23 protein-coding genes and 1 other RNA gene are annotated in these 19,514 nt (G+C 62.0%); 9 read left to right on the forward strand and 15 right to left on the reverse strand.

The features are described 5' to 3' along the window. Positions 1-14: 14 nt before the first annotated feature. From SULPSESMR1_RS02995 to SULPSESMR1_RS03045, 12 genes are all read right to left on the reverse strand, one after another. Positions 15-1,106, reverse strand: coding sequence for a DUF4147 domain-containing protein (locus SULPSESMR1_RS02995; protein ID WP_089419499.1), 1,092 nt, complete (start codon positions 1,104-1,106; stop codon positions 15-17). 472 nt (positions 1,107-1,578) lie between these two features. After that, on the reverse strand, positions 1,579-2,022 hold the full coding sequence (gene dtd / locus SULPSESMR1_RS03000) for a D-aminoacyl-tRNA deacylase (RefSeq protein ID WP_089419500.1): 444 nt from the start codon (positions 2,020-2,022) through the stop codon (positions 1,579-1,581). Further along, a complete protein-coding gene (locus tag SULPSESMR1_RS03005) occupies positions 2,022-2,693 on the reverse strand; it encodes a nitroreductase family protein (RefSeq protein WP_089419501.1) in 672 nt (223 codons plus the stop codon). Before SULPSESMR1_RS03005 ends, dtd begins: the two co-directional genes overlap by 1 nt. Before the next feature lie 9 nt (positions 2,694-2,702). Further along, positions 2,703-3,815 carry a TFIIB-type zinc finger domain-containing protein gene (locus SULPSESMR1_RS03010; RefSeq protein ID WP_089419502.1) on the reverse strand — a complete coding sequence of 371 codons (1,113 nt, stop codon included), beginning with the start codon at positions 3,813-3,815 and terminating at the stop codon, positions 2,703-2,705. A gap of 63 nt (positions 3,816-3,878) precedes the next feature. Next, a complete protein-coding gene (locus tag SULPSESMR1_RS03015) occupies positions 3,879-4,460 on the reverse strand; it encodes a cytochrome b/b6 domain-containing protein (RefSeq protein ID WP_240311282.1) in 582 nt (193 codons plus the stop codon). 33 nt (positions 4,461-4,493) lie between these two features. Continuing rightward, on the reverse strand, positions 4,494-4,634 hold the full coding sequence (locus SULPSESMR1_RS24895; RefSeq protein ID WP_157728961.1) for a hypothetical protein: 141 nt from the start codon (positions 4,632-4,634) through the stop codon (positions 4,494-4,496). A gap of 74 nt (positions 4,635-4,708) precedes the next feature. Continuing rightward, a complete protein-coding gene (locus SULPSESMR1_RS03020) occupies positions 4,709-5,824 on the reverse strand; it encodes an SPFH domain-containing protein (protein WP_089422104.1) in 1,116 nt (371 codons plus the stop codon). A 120-nt stretch (positions 5,825-5,944) separates the two neighbouring features. Then, positions 5,945-6,901: a DUF2927 domain-containing protein gene (locus tag SULPSESMR1_RS03025; RefSeq protein WP_089419503.1), complete on the reverse strand. Its 957-nt coding sequence runs from the start codon at positions 6,899-6,901 to the stop codon at positions 5,945-5,947. A 4-nt stretch (positions 6,902-6,905) separates the two neighbouring features. Beyond that, complete coding sequence (locus tag SULPSESMR1_RS03030; protein ID WP_089419504.1) at positions 6,906-8,102, reverse strand: toxic anion resistance protein; 1,197 nt, start codon at positions 8,100-8,102, stop codon at positions 6,906-6,908. A 15-nt stretch (positions 8,103-8,117) separates the two neighbouring features. Continuing rightward, complete coding sequence (locus SULPSESMR1_RS03035; RefSeq protein WP_089419505.1) at positions 8,118-9,026, reverse strand: 5-bromo-4-chloroindolyl phosphate hydrolysis family protein; 909 nt, start codon at positions 9,024-9,026, stop codon at positions 8,118-8,120. Further along, positions 9,026-9,220 (reverse strand): hypothetical protein, encoded by a 195-nt coding sequence (locus SULPSESMR1_RS03040; RefSeq protein ID WP_089419506.1) that lies wholly within the window; start codon positions 9,218-9,220, stop codon positions 9,026-9,028. Before SULPSESMR1_RS03040 ends, SULPSESMR1_RS03035 begins: the two co-directional genes overlap by 1 nt. A 344-nt stretch (positions 9,221-9,564) precedes the next feature. Then, on the reverse strand, positions 9,565-10,650 hold the full coding sequence (locus SULPSESMR1_RS03045) for a pseudouridine synthase (protein WP_089419507.1): 1,086 nt from the start codon (positions 10,648-10,650) through the stop codon (positions 9,565-9,567). 63 nt (positions 10,651-10,713) lie between these two features. Here SULPSESMR1_RS03045 and SULPSESMR1_RS03050 point away from each other — a divergent pair, with 63 nt between their 5' ends. Continuing rightward, the gene (locus SULPSESMR1_RS03050) at positions 10,714-11,166 is read left to right on the forward strand and encodes a nucleoside deaminase (RefSeq protein WP_089419508.1); all 453 of its coding nucleotides are present in this window, start codon (positions 10,714-10,716) and stop codon (positions 11,164-11,166) included. Here the strand turns inward: SULPSESMR1_RS03050 and SULPSESMR1_RS03055 are convergent. Continuing rightward, a complete protein-coding gene (locus SULPSESMR1_RS03055) occupies positions 11,163-11,855 on the reverse strand; it encodes a metal-dependent hydrolase (protein WP_089419509.1) in 693 nt (230 codons plus the stop codon). The two genes, SULPSESMR1_RS03050 and SULPSESMR1_RS03055, sit on opposite strands and share 4 nt — an antisense overlap. A gap of 229 nt (positions 11,856-12,084) precedes the next feature. Here SULPSESMR1_RS03055 and gatC point away from each other — a divergent pair, with 229 nt between their 5' ends. The 8 genes from gatC (at position 12,085) to SULPSESMR1_RS03095 (ending at position 18,258) form a co-directional block, all read left to right on the forward strand. Beyond that, entirely contained in the window at positions 12,085-12,372 is a 288-nt protein-coding gene (gene gatC, locus SULPSESMR1_RS03060) for an Asp-tRNA(Asn)/Glu-tRNA(Gln) amidotransferase subunit GatC (protein ID WP_089419510.1), read from the forward strand. Next, a complete protein-coding gene (gatA, locus tag SULPSESMR1_RS03065) occupies positions 12,372-13,859 on the forward strand; it encodes an Asp-tRNA(Asn)/Glu-tRNA(Gln) amidotransferase subunit GatA (RefSeq protein ID WP_089419511.1) in 1,488 nt (495 codons plus the stop codon). Before gatC ends, gatA begins: the two co-directional genes overlap by 1 nt. 49 nt (positions 13,860-13,908) lie before the next feature. Then, a complete protein-coding gene (locus SULPSESMR1_RS03070) occupies positions 13,909-14,628 on the forward strand; it encodes a hypothetical protein (RefSeq protein ID WP_089422105.1) in 720 nt (239 codons plus the stop codon). Beyond that, on the forward strand, positions 14,628-15,281 hold the full coding sequence (locus SULPSESMR1_RS03075; protein ID WP_089419512.1) for an N-acetylmuramoyl-L-alanine amidase: 654 nt from the start codon (positions 14,628-14,630) through the stop codon (positions 15,279-15,281). Before SULPSESMR1_RS03070 ends, SULPSESMR1_RS03075 begins: the two co-directional genes overlap by 1 nt. A 104-nt stretch (positions 15,282-15,385) precedes the next feature. After that, positions 15,386-15,793: RNase P RNA component class A (rnpB, locus tag SULPSESMR1_RS03080), an RNA gene on the forward strand. A gap of 169 nt (positions 15,794-15,962) precedes the next feature. Beyond that, positions 15,963-17,225, forward strand: coding sequence for a D-amino acid dehydrogenase (locus SULPSESMR1_RS03085; RefSeq protein WP_089419513.1), 1,263 nt, complete (start codon positions 15,963-15,965; stop codon positions 17,223-17,225). Between the two features lie 250 nt (positions 17,226-17,475). Next, complete coding sequence (gene rpmG, locus SULPSESMR1_RS03090) at positions 17,476-17,643, forward strand: 50S ribosomal protein L33 (protein WP_028958297.1); 168 nt, start codon at positions 17,476-17,478, stop codon at positions 17,641-17,643. A 132-nt stretch (positions 17,644-17,775) separates the two neighbouring features. Further along, complete coding sequence (locus SULPSESMR1_RS03095; protein WP_089419514.1) at positions 17,776-18,258, forward strand: GNAT family N-acetyltransferase; 483 nt, start codon at positions 17,776-17,778, stop codon at positions 18,256-18,258. Here SULPSESMR1_RS03095 and SULPSESMR1_RS03100 read toward each other — a convergent pair. Both SULPSESMR1_RS03100 and SULPSESMR1_RS03105 read right to left on the reverse strand, forming a co-directional pair. Further along, the gene (locus SULPSESMR1_RS03100; protein WP_089419515.1) at positions 18,255-18,563 is read right to left on the reverse strand and encodes a DUF1272 domain-containing protein; all 309 of its coding nucleotides are present in this window, start codon (positions 18,561-18,563) and stop codon (positions 18,255-18,257) included. The genes SULPSESMR1_RS03095 and SULPSESMR1_RS03100 overlap by 4 nt on opposite strands. A 144-nt stretch (positions 18,564-18,707) precedes the next feature. Continuing rightward, a complete protein-coding gene (locus tag SULPSESMR1_RS03105) occupies positions 18,708-19,448 on the reverse strand; it encodes a Bax inhibitor-1/YccA family protein (protein ID WP_089419516.1) in 741 nt (246 codons plus the stop codon). Positions 19,449-19,514 lie beyond the last annotated feature (66 nt).

A 19,514-nucleotide genomic window follows, 5' to 3' on the forward strand; every position in this document is an offset into this window, starting at 1 on the left:
GATGGGGCGGGCAATCAGGTTTTGCGTGCGATGAGCAAGTCCATGACATTTGTGCCGGTGGGGCCTGGCTTTAGCAGGGCGTGGCGTGCCGCAAGCCAGTCATAGGGCGCGGCTGTGTCGATGGCGTTTTGCCCGCTGGAGAGCCACGTCTGCCCGTCCACCACGGCCCCTGCAGCATCGGTCGGACCGTCGGACCCGTCGGTGCCCGCCACAAGGATCTGCAGATCGTCCCGACCCGTTATTTCACGGGCCAAAAGCAGCGCCAGCATCATGTTACGCCCGCCCAATCCGGGGGCCTCGGGCAGGATCACCGTGGGTTCGCCACCAAGGATATGCAGGCCGGATTCGGCGGCCTTCAGTTGTGCGGCAATGCGCGGAGCAAGGGCGGTGACGTCATCATAAAGCGTCTCGGCGTTGCTGCGCACATCTGCGCCGGCAGCATCGGCAATGGCTTGGCGCGCGATGGCATTTGACGCGACGATGCGTGCTTCATGGGCAAACGCCACATTATTGGGCGCATCCCCGATGCCCGAACCGATAACCCCCAAACTGTCGCCTTCTACGTCCGATATTGCCAGCGTCGTGACGCGCGCGCCCCCGAAAGTGCCCAACAGCTTGCCGCCCTTGATCCGAGACAATCCGCGCCGCATGACGTTGATCGCGTGAATATCCGCTCCCGAGGCCAGCTTGTCCTGTGTGCGCTGCGTCAGATCCGCCAGCGTCAGCCCGTCTTCCAGCACTTCGGCCAGCGCCGACGCCCCGCCCGAGACCAGCATCAACAGATGCGATTGCGGCCCGCAGCCTTGCACTGTTTTGAGCAGCGACGCGCCTGCCTCAAGGCTGGCTACATTGGGCACAGGGTGCGCCGCTTCGATCACCTGCGCATGGGGCGGTGCGCCGTCGGCGTGGCCATCCTTGGTGATGATCAGAACCGGCGCATCCGGAAACAGCGCCGCCGCAGCACCAGCCATTGCGGTGGCAGCCTTGCCCACGGCGATGATCTGGTCGGGTGGCGTGATCGGATGGGCGTGCAGGGATTGGCGCACACTGGCGTCGCCCCCAACCGCATTTACGCCGATGTGCCAAAGATTTTCGAGCGCAGTCATGGTGTCCTCGGTCGTGTTGGGCGTGAACGGGGGGCACCAAATGGGGGCACCAAAGGAAACCTAACGTGGCTGCGCGGGGCAGGCCACCAAGGAAAGTGAGAAAAATCAAAAAGACTCTATGCGCCGAATCATGATTCGGTTAGAATCACCTCAGGTCCAATAAATCACGACATAACCCGCGACAGACGGGGCGCGTGACGGGCTTCGGATGGTTTAAATTGGTGCTTTTGCGCCGCCTGCATTGGTGCGGGTGCGCGGTAAGGTGTTATATTATTCAATCCGATACAGGCAAAGACGTCCACGCCCCTTGGGGCGCGCGGCAGATCAGATTGGCAGACACGCGAGGGGTGGAGGGCAGGTGGCCCAGCCACCCCCGCAGTGTTTGGTTTGTACCCCCAACGGCTGTTCGCGTGGCACCTGCGGGAGCCTCCGGCGGGGATATTTCCAGCCAAAGAAACAGGACAAGATCAGCCTAGTCTGCGGTGTCGAGCCAGAGGGTCACGGGGCCGTCATTGGTCAGGCTTACGGCCATGTCGGCACCGAATTTTCCGGTTTCTGTGGCAATGCCCAGATTGCGCAGGGCGTGGACAAACTGAAGGTACAGCGTTTCGGCCTGATCGGGTCTGGCCGCGCCGGAAAATCCGGGGCGGTTGCCGCGAGTGGTGTCGGCAGCCAAGGTGAACTGGCTGACAACAAGGGCCGACCCGCCGGTTTGCAGGATCGACAGGTTCATCTTGCCCGCTTCGTCCTTGAACAGGCGCAGCTTTGCGATCTTGGCTGCCAGCGTACGTGCGGTATCAATATCATCACCGGGCATGGAGCAGACCAGGATCAGCAGGCCGGGGCCGGTCTGGCCTGTCAGAACGCCGTCAACACGCACGGCGGCCTCGGACACCCGTTGCAACAGGGCGCGCATCAATTTTTCCAGTCAATGACGTCGGCAGCGGGCGCACGTGCGGTGCGAAAACTGTTGGCCGGGTGGTCCGGATCTGCATAGCCGAAGGAAATGGCACAGAGCAGGTTGCGATCCTCGGGCAGATCGAAGTGGTCGCGCACCATTGGCGCGTGGGCTGCGATGGCGGCCTGCGCAATCGTAGCCACCCCCAAAGCCGCAGCCGCCAGCGTAAAGGCGGTGACAAAGCCGCCCGAATCCATCGCCCCATACGGTCCCAGCTCGTTTGGTGCGGTCACCAGCGCCACATGCGGAGCGTCGAACAGGCGGTAGTTTTCCATCATTTGCCGCGCAGCGGCAGGGCGGTCGCCCTTTTCGATGCCCACCGCATTGTAAAGCTGAAAGCCGCAGGCGCGACGGCGGTCGGCATAGACACCCTGATATTTCTCGGGCCAGTCCAGATCGGGCGCGGGCGCAGTGGCCATCGCATGAGCATAGAGCGCCTCGCGGAAGTTGTCCGTTGCAGAGCCGCTGGTGATGGTCAGTTGCCAAGGCTGGGCGTTGCACCAGCTGGGCACCTTTTGGGCGGTGGCCACGATGGCCGTGATCGTATCCTGATCCACAGGATCAGAACGGAACGCGCGGCAGGAAAAGCGCGCGTCAAGGATCGCGTTCAATGTGTCGATATGTGTCATCTCGGCCTCTTATTGGTTTTGCGCCACAAAAAAGCCGATGGCTGCCGCCGCAAGCAACCCAAGCACAACCGCGATGGTGATCTTGATGGCCGAATAGGGCCGCTCGCCTTGCACCCGTCCGGTGCGCCCGTTGACGACAAATCTGTACGTTTTCCCGCGATATTTGTACGCCGCCAGCCAAACCGGCAGCAGGATGTGCTTGAACGTCACCTCGCCCAGTGTCGTGTCCATCTGGTGAATCCGCTGGCGATCACCGCCGATGTCAAAGCGCACGTCGCGTTCGATCACACGGTCCATATGTGCGCGGGCTTCGGCATAGCCGTCTTGCAGTTTGACCGAATAGGCTTCGGCTCGGAAACCGGCCAGATACTCGGGGGCGTAAGGTTCAAGGGCCGCCAGATCCCACGGTTCCAGCGCGTCGGTGTAGCGTTTCGGCAGGCTGGTCGAGGCCAGAACCAGCACGTCGTCAAAGAACCGTGCCACGCGGCCTGCGGCGCGGTTCCAGCGCACTTTGGCCTCTTGTACCATTGTCGGTTTGCCATCGCGCATGACGGTTCGGGTGACGTAATAGACCGTGCCACGTTCGCCGCTGTACGATGTTTTGGTGTCCGCATCAAAGGTCCAATAGGGCACATAAATCCCCTGCATCGCGCGACCTTTGCGGGCATAGTCCTGCAAACCATTGGGTGCAAACCACAGACGGCCCAGCCAGTCGGTCATCGCACCACGCGCGGCTGTTTCGGTCAGGCCAAAGGGCAGCACGCCGCGCGGCTTGATATGCCGGTTCAGGCCGGTGTCGGCCACAACAGGCGTCGCACAGAACGGGCATTCGGTGGCATGTACCTTGGCGTCGAACGCCACCTCGGCGGCGCAATTGGGGCATTTGGAAATGCGGGTTTCTTCGATCTCGGCCTCGGGCAGGCGGGCATCAAGGGCTGCGTTAAAGTCCAGCTCGCGGATCGCCTGACGTTTGGGGGTCGCATTGTCCATCGCTTGAACGTGGCCGCAGTGGTCACATTTCAGCTGGCCCTGTCCGGGTGCAAACCGCATGTCGGCACCACAGGCATCGCAGGGAAAGCGGAATTCGTCGGCGGGGGTGTTCTGGTCGTCTTCAAAGCTCATGGGTCAGACCATGCCATTGATCATCGGGGGTGTCATCTGGTGTCTTTGTCCGTCGCTGGGCCGTTACAAATAGCGGTGAAACCGTCGCGGTACCATGATCCGCAAGGCGTTGTCGTGCAACCGGTAATGGCGCCAGATGTGGAACAGCGCGTGGCCCCCTGCCACGGCCCCCAGTGCGTAGAACTGCACTATATGCACGGTGCCGACGATCTGGTTTGCCGTGCGCAGCCCCAAAGGGGGCGCAATGGGCAGAAAGCCGCCCGCCTTGAGCAGAACGGCCGAGGTCAGCCCCAGCAGAAAGCCGGTGAAGGCCACAAAGAACAGCCCCCAGATCAGGGTCAGGTGCAGCCAACGGTGGGCAGGGCGCATCCAGCCGCGCAGCTTTGGCCCCGGACGACTGGCCAGCCCGCGCCGCATCAGATCGGCGGTCCATGCCAGCGACAGTGACACAAATATCAGCGCCAGAATCGAATGCGCCTGAAAGGCACGGGGGCCAAAGGGCGTCACATCCTTAGGTTGGACCAGCAGGAACCAGATGAACAGTGGCACCATGATCCAGTGCAGCCATTTCAGCGCCACCCGGCGCGATGGCAGGCGCGCCATCAGGCGTGTCCGGCGCGAAGGGGTATCAGGTGCTGTCGTCATGTCATATGTCACGCGCTGCGGGCTGCAAAAGTTTCACGGCACGGCCGCCCAGTGGTCGCGGATCAGCGGAAAACCCGTTTCGCGCCAAAACGTGGTCGAGACGGTGCCGGTCAGTTCGGCAAATCCGGTGTCCAGCGCACGGTTCAACCTGTCCAGATCGGCAGGCATCGGCATGCCGACAAAAAGCCTGCGCGGCGCATCCCAAAGCACCGGATCGGGGCATAAAGTGCCTCCATCCCGGCCATCTTTTATGCTCCCGGCGGCGGCGGCGGCAGGATTGTGAACAGCTGTGCCAGCTCGGCCACGTCCTCTGCCCGCAGCCAGCCGTCCTGGCCTGCGGTCCAGACATAGCTGTCGCGGGTCAGCGCACCCTCGGCTGCCATGCGGCCCAGAGACGCCTTGGAGAACGGGCCGGTGGTTTTGCCACCCTCTGCGATGTGCCAGACATGCTCGACCGGTGGCGGGGGCGGTGCGACGCTGGCAGGTGCGGTGCCTTGGGGCCGTGCCCCCCACGGGCCTGCGCCGCCTGCGACCGACTGGCCGATTTGCATGCCCAGACCGGCCCCCAGACCGGTTTGCATTGCAGCCGCTCCAGCACCCTCGCGGCCCATCGCCTCGGCAGTCTGGAACTGCAAGTATTCGTTAAGGTTGCCGATCACACCCATCGAAGAGCGTTTGTCCATCACCGCCTCGACCGCAGGCGGAAGCGAGATGTTTTCAATGTAAAGCTCGGGCAGCATCAGGCCGTATTCGGCGATGACGGGTGCGATCTGCTTGGCGACCAATGTGCCCAGTTCGCGGGTGTTGGCGGCCATGTCCAGCACGGGAATTCCAGCACCAGCCAAGGTGCGCGAGAATTCTTGCACGATGATGTTGCGGATCTGGAAGCTGATTTCGTCCATCGTGAATTCGCCATCGGTGCCGACGATTTCCAGCAGGAATTTGGCCGGATCGGACACTTTGACCGAATAGGTGCCAAAGGCGCGCAGACGCACGGGTCCGAACTCGGGGTCGCGGGCGATGATCGGGTTTTTGGTGCCCCATTTCAGATCGTTGAAACGGGTGGTGTTGACGAAATAAACCTCGGATTTGAAGGGCGATTTGAACCCGTGATCCCAATGCTGAAGGGTCGTCATGATCGGCATGTTATTGGTCTCGAGCATGTAGAGACCGGGCGTGAACACATCGGCCAGCTGGCCTTCGTGAACGAACACCGCCGCCTGACCTTCGCGCACTGTCAGCTTGGCGCCGTATTTGATCTCGTGGCCATGTCGCTGAAACCGCCAGACCATCGTGTCGCGGGTGTCGTCCGTCCAGTGGATGACGTCAATGAACTCGCCGGAGAGGAAATCGAAAATGCCCATGTGGTCCTCGCATTTGATGTGCTGCATTGGCAGCCTGTCACAGCTTGATGGCGCTCGCCACCAAAACTGCGGGGAATTTGTCCGGATTAAACGCTCCGGGTGGTCTTGTGTCGAGCGCTTTTAAAGTGGCCCGTTCGTTCGTTCGCGGGCCAGAATGCGCACGATCGGCTCGGCTTTGGCCATGCTCATGCCGATATTCAGGCGATCATCATATAGCATGCCCAGCAGCATTTCGTCGTGATCGGTCAGCAGCGCAAATTCGTCGTCGTCGTTAAAGATCGACGGGCGCGCCATCGGGCTGTCATTGGCCAGCCCCAAGCCTTGGGCCAGCTCTTCGTGAATGCACGACAGGCGCAAGAGATCGGGGTTTTCCGCACGGATCACCGCGACGGCGGCGGTATAGGTGTGCGGGTCGGGGCCGGTGGCATAGGCCGCCACGGCGCAATAGATGTCATCGCCAAGGTTCATCAGTGGCGCCAGCGACGCCTTGGTGATTCCCGGAATGCGGGTGGCTTGGGTGGTCAGTACCTCGGCGCGGTCGTCCTCGGAGACGAACAATACCAGAAAATTGGGCGCTGTGCCCATCGTCACGGGATGGCCCGTGGCACGACCCAGTCGCGCGGCATAGCGGGTCACATCACTGCGATCCTGACGCTGTTGCGATGCGGGCACCGACCTGCCAAAGGCCACGCCCATGCGCACGGGACCAGCCCAACGGCGCAGGCTGCCGGGCAGGCCCGATGCGCGGGTGCCCGCGCCATATTCGTTGAAAAACACGATCTGGTTAAAGTTTCGTGCCAGCATATCGGCGCTGTACGGTGTGTCCGTGCCGCCGCCATCCTGACGCAGCAACCCTTGGGACAGCTGCGCCGATTGCACCTGCGCTAGATAGCTGCGCTTGGCGGCGCTTTCTTCGGAGGTGGGCAAAGCCACGCGGATCGGCGCGGCGTTGCGCTCGGGTCGTGCGCGCGGGGTCAGAACAGGCTCGACCGGGGCAATCAGATCGCAGGCAGCCACCGACAGGCCCAGCGCCAAAGCGCCAAACCAACCTGCCCCCCGCAATGCGACCGCACCCATCGTCCTAGCCCGGAACTGAGGTGCCAGCGGTGTCGCCTGTGCCGTCCTTGCGCGCTTTGGCCGAGGCCAGAGTATCGCGCAGGTCTGCTTCCATCTTCTTGAGATCCTCTTCGGCGGCGGCGCGCTTGGCCTTGCCTTCGTCGGCAATCTGCAAACTTTCCTGAATGGTGCCGATCAGATCTGCGTTGGCCTGTTTCACCGCTTCGATGTCGAACACGCCACGCTCCATCTCGGTGCGGATCATCGTGTTGGTCTCGCGCAGGTTCTTGGCGTTCGAGGTCAGCAATTCATTGGTCAGATCGTTGGCATCGCGCACGGCTGTTGCTGCTTCGGCGCTGCGCTGCATGGTCACGGCTTGGGCCAGTTGGGTTTCCCACAGCGGCACGGTGTTCACGAGGGTCGAGTTGATCTTGGTCACCAGCGACTTGTCGTTTTCCTGCACCAGACGGATCGAGGGCAGCGATTGCATCGTCACCTGACGCGTCAGTTTCAGGTCATGCACACGGCGTTCCAGATCGTCGCGCGCGGCGCGCAGGTCGCGCAGTTCTTGCGCTTTCATCACCTGATCGTCTTCGGGGGCGGCTTTCACCTCGGCCTCTTTGGCGGGGATAACATCGGTGTCCATCTCTTCGATCTTGGCCTCGCCCGCCGCGATATACAGCGCCAGTTCATCGTAGAAATTCAGGGTCTTTTCGTACAGCAAATCCAGCGATTTGATGTCTTTCAGCAGCGTGTGTTCATGGTTCAGCAGGTTGTCGGTGATCTTGTCGATCTGTGCCTGAACGGTTTCGAATTTGGCGGTAAACTTGGCAAAGGGCGCGGCGCGGCCCAGCAGCTTTTCCCACCACGAACGGTCGCGGCGCACATCCAGTTCCGACACGCTAAAGCCGCGGATGGCCGACACGATACTGCGCAGGCTGTCGCCCGCCGGACCCACATCCTTGTTGCGTACATCCGTGAGCATGGCCTGCGAGATGGTCTGCAATTCTGCCTGCGCACCCGATCCGAACGACACAATCGACTGGGTGTCGGCCATGTCGATTTCGTCCATGCGCCTGCGGATTTCGGCGCTGACAGGGGCGTCGGCGTCTTTCAGCGCCACAATGGCGGTGGCCTCTTTCGGCTCGGGCAGGATCACCGCGTTGATTTGTTCAACGTCGGCCAGCGATTTTTCGGCCTTTTGGCGCACAGTCTCAGACATGTTCTATTCCTTAGTTCACCGGGTTTTAGGGGGCGCGATATGCACGCCTTCGCGCTTTAAACGGTCGCGCAGTACGTCGATTTCTACATTCAGATCGCTGCGGTCGTCCAACAGCAAGGCTTGGGTGCGCGCGTCAAAGTTCTGTTCCAGATCGTCCAGCAGGGCGGCATAGCCTGCGCGCGCCTGTGCATCGCGGGTGCGCGCATAGATGTCGGCAAACTTGATCGTCGCATCGCGCGCACCCATCAGATAAACACCCAGATAGCGCCGCGCAGCAGTCAGATCGCGGGGGTCTTCCTCGACGGTGCGGATCAGTGTGCGGGCTTTGGTCTGAAACTGGGCCAGGCGGGTTTCCATCTTGCGGTCATTCGCACGCAGCAGTGCATCGGACATTTCACGCAGGTATTTTTCGGCCTCGTCGACCACGCGGGCCACGCGGTCTTGTTGAAAGGTGTCGATGCCTTCCATGCCCTTGGATCGCAGCGGGTCCAGCCCGAATGCCGCCAGATGCAGACCACCAGCGATCACGCCGTAGATGACGGACGACAGGATGTCGGTTTGATGGGTTACACCCGCCAGTATCGCACCCGCCGCCACGGCCACGCTGGCCAGTATCTTGCGCGGCAGGGCAGGGCGGCGCGCAATCTTGCGGTCGTGGAACGCGGCTTCGGCGCGCAGTCCTTCGCGGGTCAGCACTGCGGCCAGTGCCCAGACGGCCGCGCCCACCAGACCCGTGGCCAGTAATGCAGGGCCTTCGCCAAACGCGGTCAGCGCCAAGGCCAGAGGCGGCAAGAACATCAGGTTCGAGCGTAATCCTGCCGGATCAACCTGCGCAGGCGCAGGCATCAATCCGCGTGGCTTGGAGGACGCACCGGGTGCGGTTTCATCCTCGGGGCTGTATTTACCGCCGTAACGCTGTGCCATCACTCGGCCCCCAACCAGCCAGAGCCTACGCCCAGCATCACCACCATCAGCAGACCAAAGGCGACCTTGGGGATCGCACCGCCGGGTGCGCCGCCTGACGAAGGTTTGGGTGTTTGGCGGAACACCGACGCCACAGCACCGGCGGCCACCACGATGGCCAGGATGAGAATCACGAAAAGGATCAGTCGGGACATTGCGCGTCCTTTGTTTAGCAGTGGCCCTATACATACGCGCACCGCTGCGTTTTACCAGTGGGCAGCATTGTTTGATGCCGGTCAATCCCCCCTTGGTCCGGTGCGCGGCGCTACATTCGGCTTGCGCGAAATGCTTGACCGGATGACCCCGACCGCGACACGCAGAATAACCGGAAAATGAAATGCCGTCTTCGATATCGGGATGATTTCATAGCCATATAGATGCCAAATGGATGGTTGTGCGTATCAGCTACCTCAAGATTGTGACAAATAAAACGGGGCACAAGGGGGAAAGTTCCCGATTGTGCCACTGTTACAAGGTTTGTCCGGTCGGGGGGCGTGGTTTAACGACGAGGCGGCTTGCCGGATTTGGGGTCGCGCGCAGGGCGGGTGCCGCTTGGCTTGCCGCCGCCCGACGGCTTGCCGCTGCCGAAGGTTTTGCCACTGCTAAATGTCTTGCCACTGCCTGAGGGCTTGGCCCGGGCCGACCGTGGGTCTTCGGACCTGTCCGAACCGGACTTGCCCGAACTGCCGGACTTGCCCGAACTGAATGTGCGTCCCGCAGGTTTACCACCCGCGAAGTTGCCGCCGCCAGACCGCGCGCCTGCGGCTCCGGGCCGCTGGCCGGATGTTTTCGGTCCGCCGGGACGTTTGACCACGGGTTTTTTCTGGGCCGTGCCGGTCGGTGACACTTCCAGCGCCTCCAGCCCCAACTGGTCGCGCAAAATCTTGCGGCGCACTTCTTCCACAGCGCCGGCTTTCAATTCGCCCAACTGGAAGGGGCCATAGCTGACGCGGATCAGACGGTTCACACTCAGCCCGATCTCTTCCATCGCGCGGCGAATCTCGCGGTTCTTGCCTTCGCGCAGGCCCACGGTCAGCCACGCGTTTGCACCCTGCTGGCGGTCCAGCGTCACCTGCATCGGCTGGAACCGCTCGCCGTCGGCTGTGATGCCGTCGCGCAGCGGGGCGAATGTGTCTTCGGTGGGCCGCCCGTTGACCCGCACGCGGTAGCGCCGCAGCCAGCCCGTCGAAGGCAATTCCAGTTTGCGCTTGATGCCGCCGTCATTGGTCAGCAGCAGCAACCCTTCGGAATTGATGTCCAGCCGCCCGACACTCATCACGCGCGGCATGTCCTCGGGCAGATCGTCGAAAATGGTCTTGCGGCCCTTTTCATCGGAATCCGTCGCCACCAGACCTACAGGTTTGTGATACAGCCACAGCCGTTCGTGTTCCGGTTCGGCCACGGGTCTGCCATCGACCACAATCGTGTCGGTTGGCAGGACATTCAGCGCAGGGCTATCGATCTTGACGCCGTTAACGGTAACCCGTCCGGCTTCGATCATGCGTTCAGCCTCGCGGCGGCTGGCAACGCCGGCGCGGCTAAGGACTTTGGCGATGCGATCGCCTTGGGGTGTGTCGGTGCTCATGTGACGCGGCATAGAGCAATTCGCGGTCTTGCGAAAGCGCCTGTGATCAGGGCATGTGAAGACATGAGTTTTCGCAGCTTCATGGATCAGGCACTAGACGCCGCCACAGCCGCCGCCGCGCGCGGAGAAGTGCCCGTGGGCGCGGTGATCGTAGACCCCGCAGGGCAAGTGGTGGCCGTGGCAGGCAACCGCACCCGCGAAATCTGCGACCCCACGGGCCACGCCGAAATTCTGGCGATCCGCGCAGCCTGTGCCGCTGCCGGATCAGAGCGGTTGGTCGGCTATGATCTGTATGTCACGCTGGAACCCTGCGCGATGTGCGCCGCGGCAATTGCGGCGGCCCGCATCGGGCGGCTGTACTATGGCGCGTCCGACCCCAAATCAGGCGGCGTGGCCCAAGGCGCGCGGGTTTTCTCCCACCCGCAAAGCCACCACTGTCCCGAGATTTACGACGGCATCGCCGCAGCCGAGGCCGAAGCGATGCTGAAAGCGTTTTTCGCGCAAAGACGCGGTTAAAGCGTGATCGGCTCCAGCAGTTGCGGCGCGATCACGTCGACGTCCGGCAATCCGTCAACCAGCGCCTGAGCGTCCTGCGCCAGCAACGGAAACGTGCGGTAGTGGCACGGGATCACGGTCGAGAAGTTGAAATACCGCTTGGCCGCATAGGCAGCCGCCGCCATGTCCATGGTGAAATGCCCGCCCGCCGACAGGATGCCGATGTCGGGTTTGTAATAATCGCCCATCCATTCCATATCGGCCATGATGTCGGTGTCGCCCGAAACGTAGATGCACTTGCCCTCTCCCCGGATGATGAACCCGCATTCCTGCCCCATGTATAGTGGCGTGTCGCCGTCCATGATCGACGAGGAATGCGACGCGGGCACCAGCGTCACCGACACTTTGCCCAGCTGGATCGTGCCGCCACGGTTGAACGCGTTGCCTTCGACAGCCCCCTTGGAGACCAGATAGCCGACCAGCTCGACAATGCCCGAGATCGGCACGCCGCTGTCCTTGCTGTACGATGCCACGTCTTGTGTGTGGTCAAAGTGCCCATGCGTCACCAGAATATGCGTGGCCCCCTCACAAGCCGCGCGCGCCTTGTCGTCCTCCAGCATCGGATTGCCGGTCAACCACGGATCAATCAGCAGCACCTGATCTTCGATTTCGATGCGGAATGATCCGTGGCCCAGCCAGATGATATTCATAAGTCGTCTCCTTTGTTCACCGCCGATGGTAGCGCATGTGGCCGCTTTGGGCAGCCTTGGCGGCGGATTTTTTTGATCGAAGGCGCGGGTGCAGACCGCTGGCACCGCGCGAGCAAGGGTGTGTTTTTCCCGCAATCGTATTCTTTGCGCAGGTGCCTCGGCGGTGTGGCCCTTGCAGCGTGGCGGGCGGGGCGGTAAAGCGCTTGCCAAGCAGATGAAGGAGAGTCCGATGTCGATTGACCAAAGCACCGCCGCCCGTGTGGCCAAGCTGGCCCGCATCAAGGTGGAAGAGGATGCGCTGCCCGCGTTGGCAGCTGAATTCAACACGATCCTCGGCTTCATCGAACAATTGAACGAAGTGGACGTGGACGGCGTCGAGCCAATGACATCCGTGACCCCGCAGCGCCTGACGCGCCGCAAGGACGTGGTGACCGACGGAGGCCAGCAGCAAAAGGTTCTGGCCAATGCTCCCGATGCCCGCGAAGGATTTTTTGCCGTGCCGAAGGTGGTGGAATAATGACCGATCTCAACACATTGACACTGGCCGGCGCCCGCGATGCCCTGCGTCGTGGCGACACCACGTCGAAGGAACTGACCGAAGCCTGCCTGAAGGCGATCGACGGGGCAGGGGCGCTGAACGCCTTTGTGCACCACACGCCCGAGATCGCATTGGAACGCGCCGCCGAGGCCGACAAACGCATCGCTGCCGGCGACGCGCCGGACATGTGCGGCCTGCCCATCGGCATCAAGGATCTGTTCTGCACCGAAGGCGTGCCGTCGCAAGCCGCCAGCCGCATCCTCGAAGGCTTCCTGCCGCAGTACGAATCCACGATCACCGCGCAGTTGAAATCTGCCGGTGCGGTGATGCTGGGCAAGCTCAACATGGACGAATTCGCCATGGGCTCGTCCAACGAGACATCCGTTTACGGCAACGCGGTGAACCCGTGGCGGCGCGGCAATGACGACACGCAACTGACCCCCGGTGGCTCGTCCGGTGGGTCGGCCTCTGCTGTCGCCGCGGATCTGTGTCTTGCGGCCACCGGCACCGACACCGGCGGCTCGATCCGCCAGCCTGCGGCCTTCACCGGCATCGTCGGCATCAAGCCGACCTACGGGCGCTGCTCGCGCTGGGGCGTTGTGGCCTTTGCCTCCTCGCTGGATCAGGCGGGCCCGATGACCAAGACCGTGCGCGACAGCGCCATCATGCTGGGCGCGATGTGCGGCCACGATCCCAAGGACAGCACCAGCGCCGACCTGCCCGTGCCCGACTTCGAGGCGGCGCTGACCGGCGATATCCGGGGCCGCAAAATCGGCATCCCGCGCGAATACCGCATGGAGGGCATGCCCGCCGATATCGAAAAGCTGTGGGATGACGGCGCCGCGATGCTGCGCGACGCAGGGGCCGAGATCGTCGACATCTCGCTGCCGCACACCAAATACGCGCTGCCTGCCTATTATGTGATCGCCCCCGCCGAGGCGTCCTCGAACCTCGCGCGCTATGACGGCGTACGCTTTGGCCATCGCGCCAGACTGGACCACGGCGACGGCATCACCGAGATGTACGAGAAAACCCGTGCCGAAGGCTTTGGTACCGAAGTTCAGCGCCGCGTGATGGTCGGCACCTATGTGCTCTCCGCAGGCTTCTACGACGCCTATTACAACCGCGCCCGCAAGGTCCGCACGCTGATCAAGAAAGACTTCGAAGACGTCTTTGCCCAAGGCATCGACGCCATCCTGACGCCAGCAACCCCGTCAGCGGCCTTTGGTCTGGGCGAGATGTCGGATGCCGATCCGGTGCAGATGTACCTGAACGATGTGTTCACCGTCACCGTGAACATGGCGGGCCTGCCGGGCATCGCCGTGCCCACGGGACTTGACAAACAAGGGTTGCCACTGGGTCTGCAACTGATCGGACGCCCGTGGGAAGAGGCAGATTTGCTGTCTTCCGCTTATGCGCTCGAACAGGCGGCCGGATTTGTGGCAAAACCGGGAAAATGGTGGTAAACGGCCTTAAAGGGTGGGCGCAGACCCACGCAATTGGGCAGAGAAAAGCATGAAGATTTATCTGATGGTCGCCGCAGTTGGCGCTTTGGCGGCGTGCCAGCCGGTAGTTCCCGACAGCGCCGCAGGGGTGGGCAATCCCGGACGTGGCGTAGGGTTCAACACCACCACGGCCACAGCGGTGCCTGCTGCGCCCGGCGTCTCCAGCCAGCCTTTGGGCGGGACAGCCCCGGCAACCACGTCTTCAGCAAATGGCAGTTTTGATCCCGACCTTTTGGCGGCATCGCTGGATGAAGACGAACGCGCGGCGGCTGCGAATTCTGGCCGCGAGGTGGTAAATGCCAGCCCGTCCAACCCCGCGCCAGCAGCGGTCAGCAATCCGGGCATCTCGGACGAGAACGACTTTGACGCCGTGGCCGCGCGCCAGACCATCGCCAGCGATAAGGCCCGCATCGCCGAAAATCGCGCGCAATACGAGGTGGTACAACCCACGGCCCTGCCGTCGCGCAGCGATGCAGGCGGGCCCAATGTGGTCGAATACGCGCTGCAAACCAGACACCCGCGCGGCACCAAGATACACCCACGCCTTGGCTTTGGCGGCCAGTCGAAAATGGCCCGCAATTGCGCGGTCTATACCAACGACGACGAAGCACAGACCGATTTTCTGGCCCGAGGCGGCCCGAAACGTGACCGCAAGGGGCTGGACCCCGATGGCGACGGCTATGCCTGCGGCTGGGATCCGACCCCCTACCGGCGTGCCGCTGCGAACTGATGCACATCCACAGCCACCCGTCCCCCAATTGCGGCCCCCGCAGGGACGGGTTGCGGCCCGAGCTTGTGGTGATCCACTACACCGCCATGCACAGCGCCGATGCGGCCCTACAGCGCCTATGTGACCCCCGACACGAGGTTTCGGCCCATTATCTGATCGCTCAGGACGGCGCGGTGACCCAAATGGTGCCCGAAGACCTGCGTGCGTGGCATGCAGGCACAGGCCACTGGATGGGCCACGACGATATCAACTCGCGCTCGATCGGGATCGAGTTGGACAATGACGGCCAGGGCCCCTTTGCCGAAGCCCAGATGCGCAGCCTTGAAACCCTGATACGCGATCTTCTGCACCGTTGGTCGATCCCGCCGCAGGGCGTCATCGGCCATTCCGACATGGCCCCCGACCGCAAATTCGATCCCGGCCCGTATTTCGACTGGACCCGCCTCGAAGCGGCAGGGCTGGCAGGCCTGCGCGGCACCGGCGCAGGCCCCCGAACGGCAGAGCCGGAAACCTTCCGCCACCTTGCACGCGCCGCAGGCTATACTGCTGATGTCACCGACGACGCGTTGTTGCACGCCGTCCGCCTGCGCTACCGCCCGCAGGTCACCGGCCCGCTGACACCCGAAGATTATATCCCCTTGGTCCGCGCCTGATCCTTCATCTTGCCAGATAAACTCCCCCCGGAGGGCCGTTCTGCCATCAATGCACCCCGGTGCCCATTGACGTGCGCCCATACATACGTCTAAGCCGCCCCTGCGCGGAAGGCTGGATGGCCGCGGGGGCGAGGGCAACCTTGCGTCCGAGGAAAGTCCGGACTCCACAAAGCAACGGTGCCGGGTAACGCCCGGCGGGGGTAACCCTAGGGAAAGCGCCACAGAGAACAGACCGCCTTTATGCGGATCGGGCAACCGACATCACATAGGGGTAAGGGTGAAACGGTGGAGTAAGAGACCACCGCGGGACGGGCAACCGGACCGGCACGGCAAGCCCCACCGGGAGCAATGCCAAATAGGGATCGCGTGTGGCGCAAGCCGCAGGGCCGCTTTGGCCCGAGCAGATCCGGGTTGGCAGCTAGAGGCGCACGGGTAACCGTGTGCCAAGATGAATGGCCATCCACGAGGGGCAACCCTTGGGACAAAATCCGGCTTACAGGCCTTCCGCGCACCTTATCTTGCCCTTCCCATGCGACTTTATTGGTCAAGCTGGCTTTTCTTGGTCTCGCCGCCGTCGCTGTGCGTTGTCTTGGCGCGCTAAATAAAATCCGGCTCGTCGCAAGCCATGTTAACATCCCGAAAGGTCCAGGGTTTTCTGAATATAATCGAAAGGCATCCGCTATGAAAGTTCTTGTCATGGGCGCGGGCGTTATTGGCGTCACGACCGCGTATTATCTGGCCAAACAGGGCGCGGATGTAGTGGTGATTGACCGCCAGACCGGTCCTGGGCAGGAAACCAGCTATGCCAACGCAGGAGAGTTGAGCTATGGCATGACCTCGCCGTGGGCTGCGCCGGGGATTCCGATGAAGGCGCTCAAATGGATGTTCATGAAACGCAGGCCGCTGTTTATCTGGCCGCTGATCAGCCCGAGCATGTGGAAATGGGGCGTGGACATGGTGCGCAATTGCAACGAGGAACGCTATCGCATCAACAAGGCCCGCATGGTGCGGGTGTCGAATTACTCGCGTGACGTGATGCCCGATTTGATTGCCGAGACAGGGATTGCATACGATGGCCGCGCACAGGGCACCTTGCAACTGTTTCGCACCGCCAAGCAGATGAAAGCCTCGAAGGCTGATCAGGAGATTCTTGCCGAATACGATTCCCCCTACGAGGTGCTGGGCCGCGACGCCTGCATTGCCGTCGAACCGGCACTGGCCGAGGTGCGCCACAAATTTGTTGGTGGCCTGCGCCTGACTGCCGACCGGACCGGTGATTGCCGGATGTTCACCATCGCCCTTGCGAAAAAATGCATCGAGATGGGTGTTGAATTTCAATATGGCCAGTCAATCAAATCCATCGCCATCGAAGACGGCAAGATTGCGGGGGTGAATACGGAAATCGCCGGTCGGATCACGGCAGATGCTTACGTCTGCGCGATGGGTAGTTACGCGGTGAACGTGCTGAACCCCATCGGGGTCAGGCTGCCGGTCTATCCGGTCAAAGGGTATTCCGTTACGGTGCCCGTCACCGACGACGCCTTTGCCCCCCAATCAACGATCATGGACGAAACCCACAAGGTTGCGATCACCCGTCTGGGCGACCGTATCCGCGTTGCAGGCACCGCAGAAATTGCAGGCTATTCCAACCGTTTGGGTCCACATGCCACCGACACGGTCAAGTATGTCATCAGTGATCTGTTCCCCAAAGGCGGAGATATTTCGCGCGCCGAAGGCTGGACCGGCCTGCGCCCGATGACACCCGACGGCACGCCGGTTCTGGGGTCCACAAAATACGCCAATCTTTTTGTCAACACGGGCCACGGGACATTGGGCTGGACAATGGCCTGCGGTTCGGGCCGCGCGGTTGCCGATGTCGTTCTGGGCAAGACACCCGAGATTTCTTTTGACGGTCTGACGGCGGCCAGATTTGCGAGCAACTAGGATGGTTCGACCCGAAAGCGGCGGGCATCCGGACGCTACAGTCCGCTTGCACGGCTGGGTTTGGCGCGATAGCCGCCCCTTGGGTGCGGCACGCACGAAACCGCGGTGCGGGCACTGCGTGCATTACTTCCCGCAATTCCGGCCCGCGTGCCGATTTTGCGGTTGACTCACCCCCCGATCTGCTTAGAAGGCGGGGTTCAGGAATTACGCGCCCGCCTACCGGGGCTATCGGCGCAGCAGGAGAAGAGACATGGCGAAGCCAACCACGATCAAGATCCGTCTGAACTCGTCCGCGGGCACAGGCCACTTCTACGTTACCAAGAAAAACGCACGCACGATGACCGAAAAAATGTCGGTCCGTAAATACGACCCCGTTGCGCGCAAGCATGTTGAATACAAAGAAGGCAAGATCAAGTAAGATCAGCTTTCGAGACTTCGATACGCAGGGCCGCGCCGCAAGGACGCGGCCTTTTGCGTTTCGTCCTTTGCACTTTCAGGCACGGTCCATCCCCCCATTGCAAGCGCCCCAGCGCCTGACAGGAGACCGACCATGTTCATTCGCCCCGCCACAGCCTCTGACAAGGGCGCTGTGGATGCACTGCTGGCGCGCAGCTACCCTGTGCTGCTGGCGCGCGACTACACCGCCCAAGAGCTTGCCGCAACCTTGCCCGTGATGACCTGCGCTCGGCCCGAGTTACTGGGCTGCGGCACCTATTACGTGATCGAGGATGGGGCCGCGCTTTTGGGGGCAGGGGGCTGGACCCCTGATGCCACTGATCCCGCACTTGGACACATCCGCCACGTTGTCACCGACCCGCGCCAGTTGCGTTCGGGTGTGGCCACATGGCTGATGCACCACAGCTTTGACAGTGCCCGCGCAGCAGGGGTGCAGCGCATGGAATGTTGGGCCACCCGCACCGCCGAGGGTTTCTATCACGCGGTGGGGTTTCGCACGCTCGGGCCGATGGATGTGACCCTGACGGGCAGCATCACATTCCCCGCCATCCGCATGGCGAGGGCGTTGGACGTCTAGCGATCCTTGGGCGGTACATCGCGCAGCTTGGTAGACAGGGCAGTGGCTGCGTCCGGCGGATGGTGCATCGTCCGCCGCTTGGTGCTGGCGGGATGATTGCCCAGTCCGGTGCCCTTGCGATGCGCCCCTGCTGGCCGGATCGGGCGCGGGGCAAAGCCACCGCCGCAGTTGGGGCAGACGTTGTGCAGGTGCGCCGCGACGCAGTCGGCGCAAAAGGTACATTCATAGGTGCAGATGCGCGCGTTCTCGGCGTCGGGCGGCAGGTCCAGATCACACATCTCGCAGTTCGGGCGCAGTTCCAGCATTGGGTGGGCTCCTTCCGTGCGCCGCATCGTTGGCACGGATTTTGAACCCGTCAAGTCCGGCGTTCCCGCCCCCGACCTGTTGGCAAAGAAAAAGGGCCGGTCCCGCGACCAGCCCTTTCCAAAACCATTGTGTTGCGGTGCGCGTTATTCGCGGCTGCCGAACAGTTGCAGCAGGAACATGAACATGTTGATAAAGTCCAGATACAGATTCAACGCGCCCATAATCGCCGCCTTACCCAGCCATTCGCTGTCAGCCTGTGCGGCGTGCTGGATGTAGTCGTTTTTGATCTTCTGCGTGTCATATGCGGTCAGACCGGCAAAGATCAGAACACCCAGGATCGACACAGCGAACATGATCGCTGGCGATTGCAGGAAGATGTTGACGATCGACGCGACCAGAATACCAATCACACCCATGATCAGGAACGAACCCCAACCCGAGATGTCTTTTTTGGTGGTGTACCCCCAAAGCGACAGGCCAGCGAAGGCGATCGACGTGATCAGGAACACCTGCGCAATGGACATGCCGGTGAAGGCGACAAAAATCCAGCTTAGCGACAGGCCCATGACGGATGCGAAAGCGTAAAAGAACAGTTGCGCCCCAGCCGCCGACAGACGGTTGATTGCGGCACCAAAGGCAAAGACCATGCCCAGCGGTGCAAACATCACGATCCAGCCCAGAATGTTGGGTTGCAGCGTTTCAGGGTTGCGGAAAATGCTCAACAGTTGCGGGTTGGACCCTACAGCCCATGCCACGAGGAACGTCAGCAACATGCCCACGGACATTGTGCCGTAGACTTTGTTCATGTGGGCGCGCAGGCCCGCGTCGATCTCGGCAGAGCGTGTGCCAGCTGCTGCTGTCCGGATCGTGTTGATGTCAGCCATTGAAAGCCTCCGTTAATAACACTGATGATCCGCAGATTTCAGCCTGCGGCGTTAGATACGTTGAAT

Origin of the sequence: Pseudosulfitobacter pseudonitzschiae (genome assembly GCF_002222635.1) — a bacterium.
Lineage (GTDB): Bacteria > Pseudomonadota > Alphaproteobacteria > Rhodobacterales > Rhodobacteraceae > Pseudosulfitobacter > Pseudosulfitobacter pseudonitzschiae_A.